General features: G+C 41.7%; 16 protein-coding genes. All 16 read right to left on the reverse strand.

Features of this window, described 5'->3' with window-relative positions:
* Positions 1 to 3 precede the first annotated feature (3 nt).
* The 16 genes from ACIY19_RS00795 to ACIY19_RS00870 all read right to left on the reverse strand — a co-directional run bounded on the left by ACIY19_RS00795 (position 4) and on the right by ACIY19_RS00870 (position 14,729).
* Positions 4 to 762 carry an isoprenyl transferase gene (locus tag ACIY19_RS00795; protein WP_409002459.1) on the reverse strand — a complete coding sequence of 253 codons (759 nt, stop codon included), beginning with the start codon at positions 760 to 762 and terminating at the stop codon, positions 4 to 6.
* Between the two features lie 206 nt (positions 763 to 968).
* Positions 969 to 1,553 carry a nucleotidyltransferase family protein gene (locus ACIY19_RS00800; protein WP_409002460.1) on the reverse strand — a complete coding sequence of 195 codons (585 nt, stop codon included), beginning with the start codon at positions 1,551 to 1,553 and terminating at the stop codon, positions 969 to 971.
* A complete protein-coding gene (gene ruvB, locus ACIY19_RS00805; RefSeq protein ID WP_409002461.1) occupies positions 1,534 to 2,532 on the reverse strand; it encodes a Holliday junction branch migration DNA helicase RuvB in 999 nt (332 codons plus the stop codon). The genes ACIY19_RS00800 and ruvB overlap by 20 nt, the downstream gene beginning before the upstream one ends.
* 487 nt (positions 2,533 to 3,019) lie before the next feature.
* Positions 3,020 to 3,436, reverse strand: a complete 417-nt coding sequence (locus tag ACIY19_RS00810) for a GNAT family N-acetyltransferase (RefSeq protein WP_000628401.1) — start codon at positions 3,434 to 3,436, stop codon at positions 3,020 to 3,022.
* 11 nt (positions 3,437 to 3,447) lie between these two features.
* Positions 3,448 to 4,143 carry a GNAT family N-acetyltransferase gene (locus ACIY19_RS00815; protein ID WP_001144895.1) on the reverse strand — a complete coding sequence of 232 codons (696 nt, stop codon included), beginning with the start codon at positions 4,141 to 4,143 and terminating at the stop codon, positions 3,448 to 3,450.
* Between the two features lie 93 nt (positions 4,144 to 4,236).
* Entirely contained in the window at positions 4,237 to 4,656 is a 420-nt protein-coding gene (locus ACIY19_RS00820) for a DUF3021 domain-containing protein (RefSeq protein WP_000825486.1), read from the reverse strand.
* 9 nt (positions 4,657 to 4,665) lie between these two features.
* Complete coding sequence (locus ACIY19_RS00825) at positions 4,666 to 5,121, reverse strand: LytTR family DNA-binding domain-containing protein (RefSeq protein ID WP_000701939.1); 456 nt, start codon at positions 5,119 to 5,121, stop codon at positions 4,666 to 4,668.
* Between the two features lie 18 nt (positions 5,122 to 5,139).
* Positions 5,140 to 5,982, reverse strand: a complete 843-nt coding sequence (locus tag ACIY19_RS00830) for an ABC transporter permease (RefSeq protein ID WP_409002462.1) — start codon at positions 5,980 to 5,982, stop codon at positions 5,140 to 5,142.
* Positions 5,982 to 6,848, reverse strand: coding sequence for an ATP-binding cassette domain-containing protein (locus ACIY19_RS00835; protein WP_409002463.1), 867 nt, complete (start codon positions 6,846 to 6,848; stop codon positions 5,982 to 5,984). Before ACIY19_RS00835 ends, ACIY19_RS00830 begins: the two co-directional genes overlap by 1 nt.
* Positions 6,849 to 7,341: 493 nt before the next feature.
* Positions 7,342 to 7,755 carry a YjdF family protein gene (locus ACIY19_RS00840; protein WP_247931422.1) on the reverse strand — a complete coding sequence of 138 codons (414 nt, stop codon included), beginning with the start codon at positions 7,753 to 7,755 and terminating at the stop codon, positions 7,342 to 7,344.
* A 173-nt stretch (positions 7,756 to 7,928) separates the two neighbouring features.
* Complete coding sequence (leuS, locus tag ACIY19_RS00845; protein WP_247923950.1) at positions 7,929 to 10,430, reverse strand: leucine--tRNA ligase; 2,502 nt, start codon at positions 10,428 to 10,430, stop codon at positions 7,929 to 7,931.
* A 159-nt stretch (positions 10,431 to 10,589) separates the two neighbouring features.
* Positions 10,590 to 11,282, reverse strand: a complete 693-nt coding sequence (locus ACIY19_RS00850; protein WP_409002464.1) for a histidine phosphatase family protein — start codon at positions 11,280 to 11,282, stop codon at positions 10,590 to 10,592.
* A gap of 236 nt (positions 11,283 to 11,518) precedes the next feature.
* Positions 11,519 to 12,856, reverse strand: a complete 1,338-nt coding sequence (locus ACIY19_RS00855; RefSeq protein ID WP_409002465.1) for a PFL family protein — start codon at positions 12,854 to 12,856, stop codon at positions 11,519 to 11,521.
* A 9-nt stretch (positions 12,857 to 12,865) separates the two neighbouring features.
* Complete coding sequence (locus ACIY19_RS00860) at positions 12,866 to 13,132, reverse strand: ACT domain-containing protein (RefSeq protein WP_000644111.1); 267 nt, start codon at positions 13,130 to 13,132, stop codon at positions 12,866 to 12,868.
* A 263-nt stretch (positions 13,133 to 13,395) separates the two neighbouring features.
* Positions 13,396 to 13,782: a 50S ribosomal protein L17 gene (gene rplQ / locus ACIY19_RS00865; protein WP_000331493.1), complete on the reverse strand. Its 387-nt coding sequence runs from the start codon at positions 13,780 to 13,782 to the stop codon at positions 13,396 to 13,398.
* Positions 13,783 to 13,793: 11 nt separating this feature from the next.
* Complete coding sequence (locus ACIY19_RS00870) at positions 13,794 to 14,729, reverse strand: DNA-directed RNA polymerase subunit alpha (protein WP_007520800.1); 936 nt, start codon at positions 14,727 to 14,729, stop codon at positions 13,794 to 13,796.
* Positions 14,730 to 14,737 lie beyond the last annotated feature (8 nt).

Genomic DNA, 14,737 nt, shown 5'->3' on the forward strand with positions numbered 1-14,737 from the left:
CTCCTAAACTCCTCCAAAACGGCGATTGCGATGGTTAAAAGCAGCAATAGCTTCCTGCAAGGCGGCTTCATCAAAATCAGGCCACAAGGTATCCGTAAAGTAAAGCTCGCTATACGCCCCCTGCCATGGCAAGAAATTACTTAAACGCAACTCACCACTCGTACGGATAATCAAATCAGGATCCCGCAAATCCTTTGGCAGGTGTTGCGTGAAAAGATAGTCCCCAATCATATCTTCTGTGATGTCACCAGGGTTTATTTTAGCATCTAGAACATCTTGAGCCAAGCCCTTAAGAGCCTGCGTAATTTCAGCACGGCCACCATAGTTAAGCGCAAAATTGAGAATCAAGCCCGTATTGTTCTTAGTCAATTCCTCTGCTTTTTTCAAAGCTTCAAAAGTCGGCTTAGGCAAACGATCTGTCTCCCCAATCATCTGAATCTTAACGTTATTTGCGTGCAATTCAGGGACGTAGTTATCATAAAATTCGACTGGCAAGTTCATGATAAACTTGACTTCTTGATCTGGGCGTGTCCAATTTTCCATTGAAAAGGCATAAACCGTGATGACCTTAACTCCCATCTTGTTAGCTGCCTTGGTCACCTTTTGGAGGGCTTCCATCCCCGCCTTATGACCAAAAACCCGTGGTTGCATCCGTTTTTTAGCCCAACGACCATTCCCATCCATGATGATGCCAATATGAGCAGGAACCTGTGTTGGAACCTCGACTTCTACAGCTTTATCTTTCTTAAAAAATCCAAACATGTTCTTATTCCTATTCAAAAATCTATCGTTTCATTATACCATATTTCCCTATTTTCTTCTATTGCTAAGTTATTAGCTCTCCGTACAGACAAAAAATAAGCCGCCTGATTGGGCGACTTAATTTTATAGGGAGATTATTATGAAAAAGTTTTAGGAGTTTAAGTTAAGTTCCTCTTAACTTATGAACCTAGTATACCGTCCCTAACTTAAATTTTTCTTAAGTTTTTTGAAAAAGTGAGATTTTTCCATTTTTCTTGCCAATTTTTCTTGGACAAGCGTTCTTGATAGAGCTTCATTCGGTCCTCATTCTCTAAAAAATGAGGAGTAGGGGAAACTTGAAACTTTAAAATATCCTCTAGACCATAGGGCGCAAAGAGCTCCAAAGTTGCGTCTGCATGCAAGCGGAGTCCTATCGCCGTACAGCGTTCGGGATACTTACTCATGGCATCACGAGAACTCGTGTAAGGCGCAGTGTGGGGACTGTGCTGATGCATATAGACCTGATTTTTCAACTCCCACTGATACTGAGGAAAATCTTCTCTCAGCTTTTTCTCTAGGGATACTGTTTCCTCATAAGAAACATCTGGATCAAAGAAAATCACATCCACGTCCGTTTCATGATCAAAAGGAGATTTGTCTGACAAGAGATTCCAAATGAAATTCCTGACAGACCCTGCCGCCAACCAAGAGTCTTTCAGATCAAGGTCACGGATGATGGTCAGAATAGCCATCATATCAGGATTTTTTCTAACACTATCTAGAATTTCTTGCTCATTTTTCATTATACTCATAGCCCAAATGTTCGTAAGCCTTGGCTGTCGCAACCCGTCCAGAACGAGTTCGCATGATGAAACCTTTCTGAATCAGGTAAGGTTCGTACATATCTTCGACTGTCTCACGCTCCTCGGCAATATTAACAGAAAGAGTTCCTAAACCGACAGGACCACCACCGTACATCTCAATCATGGTGCGAAGGATTTTTTGGTCTACATAGTCCAAACCTTCACGGTCTACATCCAGCATGGTCAAAGCCTTATACGTAATCACATCATCAATCAAGCCATCCCCCATAATCTGGGCAAAGTCGCGCACGCGCTTGAGGAGACGATTGGCGATACGAGGAGTTCCTCGACTGCGTAAGGCCAACTCCGAAGCTGCCTCATGGGTGATTTCCATCTCAAAAATATCTGCTGTCCGCTCAACAATCTCTGTCAAGTCAGCGTGGGCATAGTATTCCATATGACCTGTAATCCCAAAACGTGCCCGCAGAGGATTTGAGAGCATCCCCGCACGTGTCGTAGCCCCAATCAAGGTGAATGGTGGCAAGTCCAAATGAACACTGCGACTGCCTTCACCAGCACCAATCATGATATCAATGTAGAAGTCTTCCATGGCACTATAAAGCACCTCTTCCACCGACATGGGCAAGCGATGAATCTCGTCAATAAAAAGGACGTCTCCAGGTTCCAAATCATTCAAAATCGCTACCAGATCACCCGCTTTTTCAATGACAGGACCAGACGTTTGCTTGAGATTGACTCCCAGTTCATTGGCAATGACAAAGGCCATGGTCGTTTTCCCCAAACCTGGAGGCCCAAATAAGAGCACATGGTCCAGCGCTTCATCACGCATTTTTGCTGCCTCAATAAAGATTTGAAGCTGATCCTTGACCTTATCCTGACCGATATATTCACGTAAATACTGAGGACGGAGGGTACGTTCTACCAACTCCTCATCCCCCATGATCTCATTATCTAAAATTCTACTCATGGCTCTATTATATCAAAAATCCAAGCCACAAACAAAAAAGCCACCTGATTGGGTGGCCTCTTAAGGGAGATTATTATGAAAAAGAAAAGTTTAGGATTTCATTAAATAAAGTTAGGAGGTCTTTATTTAATGATTATATAATACAAGATGAATCTTAAAGCTAACTTAACTTTTTCTCTGATTTATTATTTTTTAAAAAATTTTTTTCAAATGGATTTTTCCTCCCCAAGTCATAAAAAAGCCACCTGATTGGGTGACTTCTCTAGGAGATTATGATGAAAAAGAAAAGTTTGGGATTTCATTAAATAAAGGGTACTCAATGAAAATCGAAATCAGACTAGGTAGATAGACGCAAGCATAACTATAGTTAGCTAAGTCGACTCTAACGAAGGTTGATGAGATTTTCGAAGAGTATTAGGAGGTCTTTATTTAATAACTATATGATACACAAGGAGACTTAAACTTTACTTAATAAAAAATAATTTTTTTATCTTTTTCGATCCACCCAAATCATTCCTGTACAATCATAAGTAGATAAGGTTTCAAATCCCAGAGAACGATAGAATCCCAAATTTTTCTCTGTTTGGTCTGTCACCAGTTGAATTTGATAAGCATCCTTGTAGTCTATCAAAGCCTCTTTCATCAAGTTGCTACCAATTCCTTGGCGCTGATAGCTAGGCAAAACGATCAAATCCTGGACAAAAATCGATGAAAAACCATCTCCGACCAAACGGACCAAGCCCACCACGGCATCGCCATCAAGTGCCAGGTAAATCGCTAATGAGTGAGACAAGGCCTTCTCCAACATCTGAGGTTGATGGGTATAATTTGTCCAACCGACAGCCTGATAGAGATGCAAAACATCCTCTAACTTGACAATTTCTTGCTTTTTAATAGTGATCATGTCAACACCTCTTAAAGTTCTCTCAAGCTCTTGTACTGTCGTCCATTTTTATCAAAATTTTCAGGAGCCAACCATGTTTCTAAACGAGCTTTGACTTGAGGCCAGTCCTTATCAATCATAGAGAGCCAATCCGTATCTCTCGTACGCCCCTTATAAACGACTGCCTGACGGAAGTTTCCTTCATAGACAAATCCCAAACGCTCCGCAGCTCGTCTGGATGGCAGATTAAGAGCATCACACTTCCATTCGTAGCGACGATAGTTAAGCTCCTCAAAAACATATCGCGCTAGGAGATACTGAGCCTCTGTCCCTATACGTGTTCCCCTGAGCTCTGGAGAAAAAGTGACTGCGCCCACTTCTATTACTCGGTTATTCTGGTCAATGCGCATGAGAGAAAAAGTCCCTAAAGCCTTACCAGTTGCCTTGTCTATAATCACGTAGTAAAAACGGTCCTTACGAGCCAACATCTGATTTAAGACGGTAACCAACTCCTCCATATCTGCCACTGGTTCCTGAAAGAGATAGGTCCACATCTCCCGAGGCGTATCTGAACCATAAACAGCTAATAAATCCTCCGCATGCTTTTCTACCGAAAGAGCCTCTATCCGAGCGTAGCGCCCTTCTAAGAAATCAATGGAAGGCAATTCACCAGATGTATAACCTTCCATTGACTCACCAATTATCTGACCATATTCATTTACTGGCATTGTTTTCTCCTTGTTTTAGGCTGAAAATACTATATCATAATTTGCTCTATATGGAAACTGGTGCTCTCCTCAAACCTCATCCTCAACACTACATTAGTGATTTGTTTTCTTTCTTTTATCTTCTAAGGCTTGATTAATTCGTTGGGTGAGCTTGTGAGTTTGCCAGATCTGGTACAACCATATCAGTCCATAAATTAATAAGAAAAAGAACCAAAGCAAGGGACTCAACAATGCCGAACCCCAGCCAAAAAATAGGTAGGTCAATACTAAAATAGTAGCTGTCGCTAACAAATGAACTCCTACACGCATACTATAAGCAAGAAACTCTAGCCTTTCAAGGATTAAAGTCAATACCCCCATAATTCCACTCATCAAAAACAAAGCTAGAATATTTTTTGTCGTTGGTGCGGGATAGGTAATACCTGAATAAAACTGAGCCAATAACACCAAACTCAAATAAACAAAGGAGGCCGTACGCATTCCCGATACAAAATAAGCAATCAATCGCTTCATGATTTTCTCCTATAAACCTAGATAATCCATTAAGGACTTAACGTATTTCCGACTCACACTCGATTTGAGACCCCGAGTCATCTTAGCCATCATGTTCCCTGAAAAGCTATCCGATAATGACTCTAAATGGTCAATGTTTATAACTGAATGACGTGATATCTGTATAAAGTTACGTCGATTAATTCGATTCTGAAAGTTTGTTAATGTTTCCTTAGTTTTATAAATCCCATCTACCGTATAAATGGTCAACAAATTCTTATCGATATCTGCTAGAATAAGATCCTCAATTTTCACCATAACCAGATGATCATCCGTTCGAATAGGAATGACCACCTGATTGGTCGTTGAAAATTGTTCTAAATACTCCATGACCTCTCTTGCTTGGTCGGTTAACTGAGCTGCCTGAATTAAAATGTGTGGGTCTTTTTCTGAAAACTCTGTCTTCATTTCAAAACGAATCTTCATTTTCTCTCCAATACATCTTTATTTTCTCTTGCTAAACACTTTAACAAATAAAAGCCAAAGAAGAATAGCGATGAGACTGATAATAACCACTATAAAGTATGTTTCTTCCTTTGTCAATAGTTCTTGCCAGTTGATTTGGATTCCCATTTTTTCTTGAAATTCCTGTAACAGACTGTTATTTCCTGAAAATGCGATCTCTAATCGCTCTTTCATCAAGACTTGTCGATAGAGAGAAGCAATATAAGTTGCAGGGGTACATTTCATGAAAAGCTGCGCAGAATCAGGTAGTACTCCAATGGGGATATAAGTTCCTACTAAAAATCCAGAAGCAGTTCCCACTATCGTTGCCAGTTTACCAAGGCTATCTACAGATTGAAAACGGTAAATCAAGAGAACATTTACCAAACTTGAAAGCAGACTACTTAACAACATAATCAAAGCGATTTCCGGTAAATGGCTGATAACTGGGCTCTCTTTAAAATAAAAACTCATAACAGCATACATAAACACCTGCATGACAAAAGAAATGACAATACTACTGATTAGATAGGACGCCTGTAAGCCCCAGTTACCTAAATCTGTCAAGAAAAGATCTTGATCCACTTGATTTTCGCGATCCTGTACCATTTGTTTAAGAGCCGTAAAACTGGTTGTCATCCCAGTCACAGCCAACGTCCCACCCATCAGCCAGTTATTTAAAAGGTTCGTACTATTAGGGAGTTGGGACCAAGAGTCCGTCAAATTCTTCTGCAAAAAAATGATATAAAGGAGGAAGGAAATCAATGCCCCCAATAATGAGAAAAATACCCCCGAACGATTACGAAAATATAAGATAAAATTCCGTTTCAATAAAGCTAGCATTAGCGAACCTCTCTTCCTGTAAGTGCAATAAAGGCATCATCCATAGTACCCGGACGAAACTCAAAAGAATCAATTTCTTCTCGAACTTTTGCCAAATATTCAATGGCTTCCTGTGACGTCCCTGGATAAAAAAGATATTCCAACTCATTTTCTTCCTCTACTGTCATTCCAGCCTGTAGCAATTTTTCTAGAGCCTTCATTTCCTTAAAACGAATTTTTAGGATATTAGATGCATACTGACTTTTAATAGCAGTCGCAGAACCTTGCGCAATCACTTTCCCATGATCAACGATATAGATCTGATCCGCTTCATCTGCTTCATCCAGATAATGAGTCGTTAAGATAATAGTCATCCCTTCATCCTTTTGTAGTCGATACAGTAGATCCCAGATGGATTTGCGCGTCTGAATATCAAGACCTGTCGTTGGTTCATCCAAGAAAAGAATATCTGGTCGCGAAAGAAGAGCACGCGCAATATCAACCCGACGTTTTTGTCCACCTGACAAAGTCCCATATTGTTGTTTCTGGAAAGCCGTCAAACCCAGTTGATGAATCAAATCATCCACACGACTTTCCGCAATCTCCTTATACTGTTGAGCACGAATCGTGAGATTTTCCCTAACCGTCAACATCTCATCCAGTACACTAGCTTGAAAAACAACTCCGATTTTCGTATTTGGCGCATATCGAATCTGACCTTGTGTCGGCTTTTTCAAACCGATTAACATGGAAATGGTGGTTGATTTCCCTGCACCATTGGGTCCCAAAATAGCATTGAAACTTCCTTTTTCAAACTCTAACTGGATATCGTCGACAGCCATATGATTGCCGTACCGTTTAGTCAAATGTTTAGCTTGTAAAATCATATTTTTTCCTCCTCTTTACCACACTAGTTTAACAAAAAGTATGAAAGAAAAATCGACTTTTGAGATAAGCAGTTAAAATGAAAGGCCAAGTGGTAAAATAATGGGGGTTAAATTAAAGTAGAGCAGGCTTATTTTTCTCCTATCGAATCACTAGAGGAAGTTTAAAATCACTTACAACCACACATTATATTTTTAAACATGTGCTATAAAAGAGGTGTTTTATAGCATCTGGCAGAAAAATCCAGGAGTCAATAGTATTGTTCTCGCTAAACCAAACAATAAAAAATGAATCAGAAATCATGGCACACACTCCCTTCTAGTAAAATGAAAATTCTGAATGGGCAGGATTGAATTTGAAGCAAGCAAGTATGGTCCTGAATTTGAAACTGCCATTAACGATAAGTATATCTATTAGGAAAGAAATCTTCAATACAAGCAAAAACAGCTCTTGTTATCCAAGAAGAGCTGTTCTATTTTATGAAAGAGAAAGCCACTAGTGCCCCTTGTGCTTCTCTCTACGTTTTTGCTGTTTGCGTTCAAATTTCTCTTGCTTGAGCAATTGCTTTTGGAGACTGGACTGTTGTTTTGAATGCTTTTTTCGTTCCTCGTACTGCAACTGTAAAAGCTCTTGTGACTTAGAAGAAACTTTCTGCTTCACCTGTTTCTTTACAGCTCGCTGCAGACGCTTCGGATTCTTAATCTTCACATGCTGTTTAACTGTCGCCTCTGGACTAAAAGATAACCGAGCAAACTGAGTCTGTAAAAGTCTCAAAATTTCATCCTCTTTTGGTTCCTGACCAAATGTCACACGACAAACTTGATAAGTTTCCTCATACTCTTGTTCAAACAATCCATGCCAAAATCCATCTTCAAAATAAACTGTCAAGCCAATTGAAACGATTTCCACGACAGCACCTCCTTAAATCTATCCCTAAGAATGGACAACCAAGGAGGAAGGTTACTGATAGGCTTACCTACGTCTGGACTACCAACCAGAACTGTGTTTTTATCTTAGTTGGGACTATTATAGCATAATCCAATTTAAAAATCCTCCAGATTCTACTCTGAAGGATTCCTATCTTATTTCACAACGATATTAACGAGTTTGTTAGGTACCGCAATCACCTTCACGATTTCCTTACCATCAATCTCCGCTTTGACCTTTTCGTCAGCCAGAGCCACTTCTTGCAATTCTTCGCGTGAAAGGTCTTTAGCGACCATGAGTTTGGCACGGACTTTACCTTTGATTTGAACGACGATTTCGATTTCATCTTCAACCAATTTGCTTTCGTCCCAAGTTGGCCAAGCCACGTAAGAGATGGACTCACCTGTTGCAGCAACTGTTTGCCAGAGTTCTTCTGCCAAGTGAGGTGCAAATGGGGCAATCAATTGGATAAAGCCTTTGGCGAAGTCCACATAGAGTTTGTCTTCCTTGTTAGCAGCGTTGACAAAGACCATGAGTTGGGCAATGGCTGTGTTGAATTTCATGGATTCGATTTGCTCAGTGACAGATTTGACTGTTTCATTGTAGACCTTGTCAAGAGCGCCATTGTTTTCCGCAACGATTTCTTTACTTGTGATCAAACGGTAAACACGGTCAAGGAATTTACGGCTTCCTTCCAAACCTTCTTCTGACCAAGCAATCGAAGCGTCAAGCGGTCCCATGAACATTTCATAGACACGTAGGGTATCAGCACCGTATTGGTCCACTACGTCGTCTGGATTGACAACGTTCTTGAGCGATTTAGACATCTTGGCTGGTGCTTGCTCCAGTTCTTCTCCTGTTTCCACATGGAAGAAAGAACCGTCACGTTTTTCAACCTTGTCAGTCGCTACAAGAGCTCCACGGTGGTCACGGTAGCTTGTTCCCAAAATCATTCCTTGGTTAAAGAGTTTTTGGAATGGTTCCTTAGTTGGAACAACACCGAGGTCATAGAGGAATTTGTGCCAAAAACGAGCGTAAAGCAAGTGAAGTACAGCGTGCTCTGCACCACCCACGTAGATATCTACTGGCAACCATTGTTTGAGGAGATCCTCGTCAGCCAATTTCTCAGTATTGTGTGGGTCAATATAGCGGAGGTAGTACCAGCTTGAACCAGCCCATTGTGGCATGGTGTTGGTTTCACGACGACCTTTGACACCATCTTCGCGCGTCACTTCCAACCAGTCGGTCAAGTTAGCCAATGGGCTTTCCCCTGTACCTGAAGGGCGGATGTCCTTGGTTACTGGCAAGACAAGTGGCAATTCATTCTCAGGAACAGCCGTTGAAGTTCCATCTTCCCAATGAATGATTGGGATTGGCTCACCCCAGTAACGTTGACGGCTAAAGAGCCAGTCGCGGAGACGGTAGGTAACCTTCTCTTGACCGCAACCTTTCTCTTCCAACCAAGCCACAATCTTAGCAATAGCGTCTTCTTTGTTAAGGCCATCTAGGAAGTCTGAATTGACATGAAGACCATCTTCAGTATAGGCAGCTTCTTCAACGTTACCACCTTCAAGCACTTCTACGATTGGAAGACCAAACTGTTTGGCAAATTCCCAGTCACGTTGGTCATGGGCAGGAACAGCCATAACAGCACCTGTTCCATAGCTCGCAAGAACATAGTCGGCAATCCAGATTGGAATTTCTTTGCCATTGACAGGGTTGATGGCATAAGCGCCCGTCCAAACTCCTGTTTTTTCCTTGGCAAGATCGGTACGAGCCAAGTCAGACTTGAGACTAGCTTGGTGTTTGTAGTCAGCTACTGCCTCAGCTTGCTCTGAGCTTGTGATGGCATCTACTAGTTCATGCTCAGGAGCCAAGACTGTGAAGGTCGCACCGAAAAGAGTATCAGGACGAGTAGTAAAGACGGTGAATTCCTTGTCAGTCCCTTTCACTTTGAAAGTTACATTGGCACCAGTGGATTTGCCAATCCAGTTGCGTTGCATATCCTTGATAGACTCTGGCCAATCCAACTCATCCAAGTCATTAAGCAAGCGCTCTGCATAGGCCGTGATTTTAAGCATCCATTGCCGCATTGGTTTGCGGACAACGGGATAGCCTCCACGCTCAGAAGTTCCGTCAGGAAGGACTTCTTCGTTGGCAATGGCCGTCCCCAATTCTTCAACCCAGTTTACTGGTACTTCCGCTTCATAAGCCAAGCCTTTTTCGTAAAGCTTGGTGAAGATCCACTGCGTCCACTTGTAGTAGTTTGGATCTGTGGTGTTGACTTCACGGTCCCAGTCGTAAGAGAAGCCAAGCGCATTGATTTGGCGTTTGAAGTTGGCAATATTTTCCGCTGTAAATTCTGCTGGGTCATTCCCCGTATCCATAGCGTACTGCTCAGCTGGCAAACCAAAGGCATCCCATCCCATTGGGTGAAGGACATTGTAGCCTTGCGCACGTTTGTAACGGCTGAGGATATCGGTTGCAGTGTAGCCTTCTGGGTGTCCTACGTGCAGACCCGCTCCAGACGGATAAGGGAACATATCGAGAGCATAAAACTTCGGTTTTGATGCATCTGTTCCAGTCTTAAATGTATGATGTTCTGCCCAGTAGCCCTGCCACTTAGGCTCAATTTCTTTATGATTGTAAAAACTCATGGTCTCTCTCCAATTTTGTGATGTTACTATTATACCATTTTTGAGGGAATTTGAAAGACGAGAAATGTTCTTTTAGACTTGGATAACAAGAAATACTGAGTCGCAAATCCACCTTATTTAACAGGAAAAAAATTAGCTCCCAATCGGAGCTAACTTATATCAATTTTTTATTTCTTCCATCTTCTCACGTCCGAGCTCTCGATAACTACGGTCACCAACAACTTCTACACTAAACTGACCGTCCTCATATTCAAGAATCGTCACGCTACCATTATCTAGACCATGCGGATGCATGCCATTGATTAGATACACAATGGTACCAATGGTCATCCCGTGGCTAACAACCAAGGCATTGCCACCACCTTGTTCTTCAATTTCTTTGGCAATCGTTTCAAAACCTTCTCTAATTCGGCCACTAAGTTTTTCCCAACCTTCAGCCCAACCAGCAGTATCAACCTCTACCAAACCTTCAGCTAGCTCCGCATAGGATAACTGATGAACATGATCCACCTTGAATACACGAGGAATGACCCCCATAAAGAGATCTCCATCATAGGCCCCATCAAAACTACCAAAGCACCACTCACGGATTCGCTTATCCATGCGGTAAGGGATTTTCCCTTGCAAGCCCAGTTCTTCTAGGATAATTCCCATGGTCTGAATGGTACGCCCTGAATCACTGGAATAAGCTCGGTCAAACTGCAAACCAGACTCTCTCAAGCCAATTCCCAACTCATGAATTCCCAACTCACCTTCTGCAGTTAGAGGCGTATCACTCCATCCTTGAGCACGTCCAATCGTGTTAAACATGGTTTTCCCATGACGGACTAAGTACAATCTTACTTTAGACATTCTCTATCCTCCATTTTCTTCTATTATATCATGGATCAAAGAAATATTTGGCTTTCAAAAGCAAAGCTCCTTCTCCTAATTTTGCCACAAGAAAAGCTACCCTCACGGTAGCTTCCCTAGGAGATTATTATGAAAAAGTTTAGGATTTCTATTAAATAAAGTTAGGAGGTCTTTATTTAATGATTATAGTATACACAGTCATCCTTAAACTCAACTTAAATCCTCTCACTTTTTTATTAATTTTTAAAACTATGGATTGGAGCTGGGATTTGGCCACCACGAGAGATGAAATCAACAGACGAAGCTCCGTTGACCTTCATAACTGGAGCTGTTCCTAGCAAACCACCGAACTCAATCATATCGCCTTCTTTGCCCTTTGGAATAATACGGACAGCCGTTGTTTTCATGTTAATGACGCCGATTGCCGCCTCATCCGCAATCATCGCAGCAATAGTTTCAGCAGGCGTATCTTCTGGAATAGCAATCATATCCAGTCCAACTGAACAGATAGCCGTCATGGCCTCTAGTTTCTCTAAATTCAGAGAGCCATCTTGCACCGCAGCAATCATCCCCTCATCTTCAGAAACGGGGATAAAAGCACCTGACAAGCCACCGACTTGGTTACAAGCCATCACTCCGCCCTTCTTAACTTGGTCATTCAAAAGAGCGAGGGCAGCCGTTGTCCCATGCGTACCAACTGTTTCTAGGCCCATTTCCTCAAGGACACGAGCCACAGAATCACCAACTGCAGGAGTAGGTGCCAAGCTTAGGTCGACAATTCCAAAGTCAACACCAAGGCGTTCACTCGCCATTTGACCGACTAGCTGACCAATACGAGTAATCTTAAAGGCTGTTTTCTTGACCGTCTCAGCTACAACATCAAAACTCTGACCACGAACTTTCTCCAAGGCGCGTTTGACAACACCAGGACCTGAAACACCGACATTGATGATAACATCTGCTTCGCCAACACCATGAAAGGCCCCTGCCATAAAAGGATTGTCCTCAACAGCATTAGCAAATACGACCAACTTAGCCGCACCCATATCTGACATCGCAGCTGTTTCCTTGATGATACGTCCCATATCAGCGACCGCAGTCATGTTGATACCTGACTTGGTCGAGCCAATGTTAACAGACGAACAAACCTTGTCTGTCTCAGCTAGAGCGCGCGGGATAGAATTGATGAGAATTTCATCTCCTTTTTGGTAGCCTTTTTGTACCAAGGCAGAGAATCCACCGATAAAGTCAACACCAATCTCCTTGGCAGCCTTGTCAAGTGCCTTTGCCAAAACAACATAGTCTGTCGCATCAGTCGCAGCACCAATCAATGAAATCGGAGTCACCGATACCCGTTTATTAACAATAGGAATCCCAAGTTCTGCAGCAATTTCATCTCCTACAGCCACTAGATTTGCAGCTTTAGTGGTGATTTTTTGGTAAATCTTTTCAGCAGCACGATTGATATCTGGATCAATACAGTCCAAAAGGGAAATCCCCATGGTGATGGTTCTGATATCGAAGTTCTGCTCCTCGATCATGGCAATGGTTTCTGTAACTTGTCTAATATCCATGATAACCTCCTAGATATTATACATAGCGTCAAAAATCGCCGCACTTTGAATATTGATTTTGACATTCAAGGTCTGACCGAAAGTTTCAAACTCATTTCGCAGATAAGTGAAATCCTGTTTTTCGTCACTAGAAACGACCGCCATCATAGTAAAGTATTCATCCAACACCGTCTGAGAAATATCGTCAATATTCAAACCCAACTCTGCAATCTTAGTAGACACGCCTGCAACGATCCCAGCCTTGTCCTTACCAACCACTGTAATAATAGCCTTCATTCTTATACCCCATTTCTACGATTTTTAGAAAACCTGAACGTTTTTGATTTTCTTTTTTCCTAGTATAGCATATTTCCATAGATAATACTAAAAAACGCCTGCTTACGAAGTTGTTCTTAAGAAAAAAACAATTTCGTAAACAAGCGTCTACCCTATCAAATGATGATGAGTGTTCCCGCTAGGACCGAAGTCCCAGCGGTAGACCAGAGCTAGACTAAGAGCACAAGACTCCATCATCATAACACTCAACAAAATTGATGATTTTATACTAATTCGATGATCGCCATTGGCGCAGCATCACCACGACGTGGTTCAGTTTTAAGGATACGAGTGTATCCACCGTTACGTTCAGCATAACGAGGTGCGATTTCTGAGAACAATTTTTGAAGTGCTGTAGTAGAAGTGTACTTATCAGTTGCTTCATCATAGTTTTCAGATGCGATTTCATTACGTACGAAAGCAGCTGCTTGACGACGTGCATGCAAATCACCACGTTTACCTAGAGTAATCATTTTTTCAACAGTTTTACGGATTTCTTTAGCACGAGCTTCAGTTGTCACGATTGATTCGTTGATCAAAAGGTCAGTTGTCAAATCGCGAAGCATTGCTTTACGTTGTGAGCTAGTGCGTCCTAGTTTACGGTAAGCCATGTATTCCTCCTTTATTTATCTTTTAATCCAAGACCCAAATCAATGAGTTTGAGTTTCACTTCTTCCAAACTCTTACGTCCAAGATTTCGTACTTTCATCATCTCTGCTTCAGATTTTTCTGTCAAATCATGCACAGTGTTGATACCGGCACGTTTCAAACAGTTGTATGAACGCACAGACAAGTCCAGTTCCTCAATCGTACGATCCAAAATACGATCGTCAGATTCAGTATCAGCTTCTTTCATCACTTCAGTTGACTTAGCAATCTCAGTAAGATTTGTAAACAAATCAAGATGTTCTGTCAAGATACGTGCTGAAAGCCCTAAAGCATCTTCTGGAATAATTGTTCCATTAGTCAAGATTTCAAGGGTTAATTTGTCAAATCCATCATTGCTACCTACACGAGCAGGTTCAACTTGATAGTTGACTTTTGTAACTGGTGTATAAATAGAATCTACAGCAAGTGTTCCAACTGGTGCATTATCTTTTTTGTTTTCATCAGCAGGTACATATCCACGACCACTGTTAACAGTCATTGTCGCTTTTAGAGAAGAACCTTCACCGATTGTAAAGAGATAATGATCTGGATTTACAATCTCAACATCACTGTCAGTCAAAATGTCTCCAGCTGTAATTTCAGCAGGACCTTCAACGTCAAGTTCAATGATTTTTTCGTCTTCAACGTATGATTTCACTGCAATCCCTTTAATGTTCAGAATGATTTGCATCACGTCTTCACGAACACCTGGAACTGTGTCGAACTCATGCAAGACACCTTCAATGTTGATAGATGTCACTGCTGCTCCTGGTAGAGAAGCTAGTAGTACACGACGAAGAGAGTTACCAAGAGTTGTACCGTAGCCACGTTCAAGTGGTTCGATTACAAACTTGCCATAATCTTTATTTTCATCAATTTTTGTTATATTTGGTTTTTCAAACTCAATCATTTAGTTAC

The sequence above is a fragment of the Streptococcus sp. ST14 genome (assembly GCF_046098195.1).
In the GTDB taxonomy this organism is placed as follows: domain Bacteria; phylum Bacillota; class Bacilli; order Lactobacillales; family Streptococcaceae; genus Streptococcus.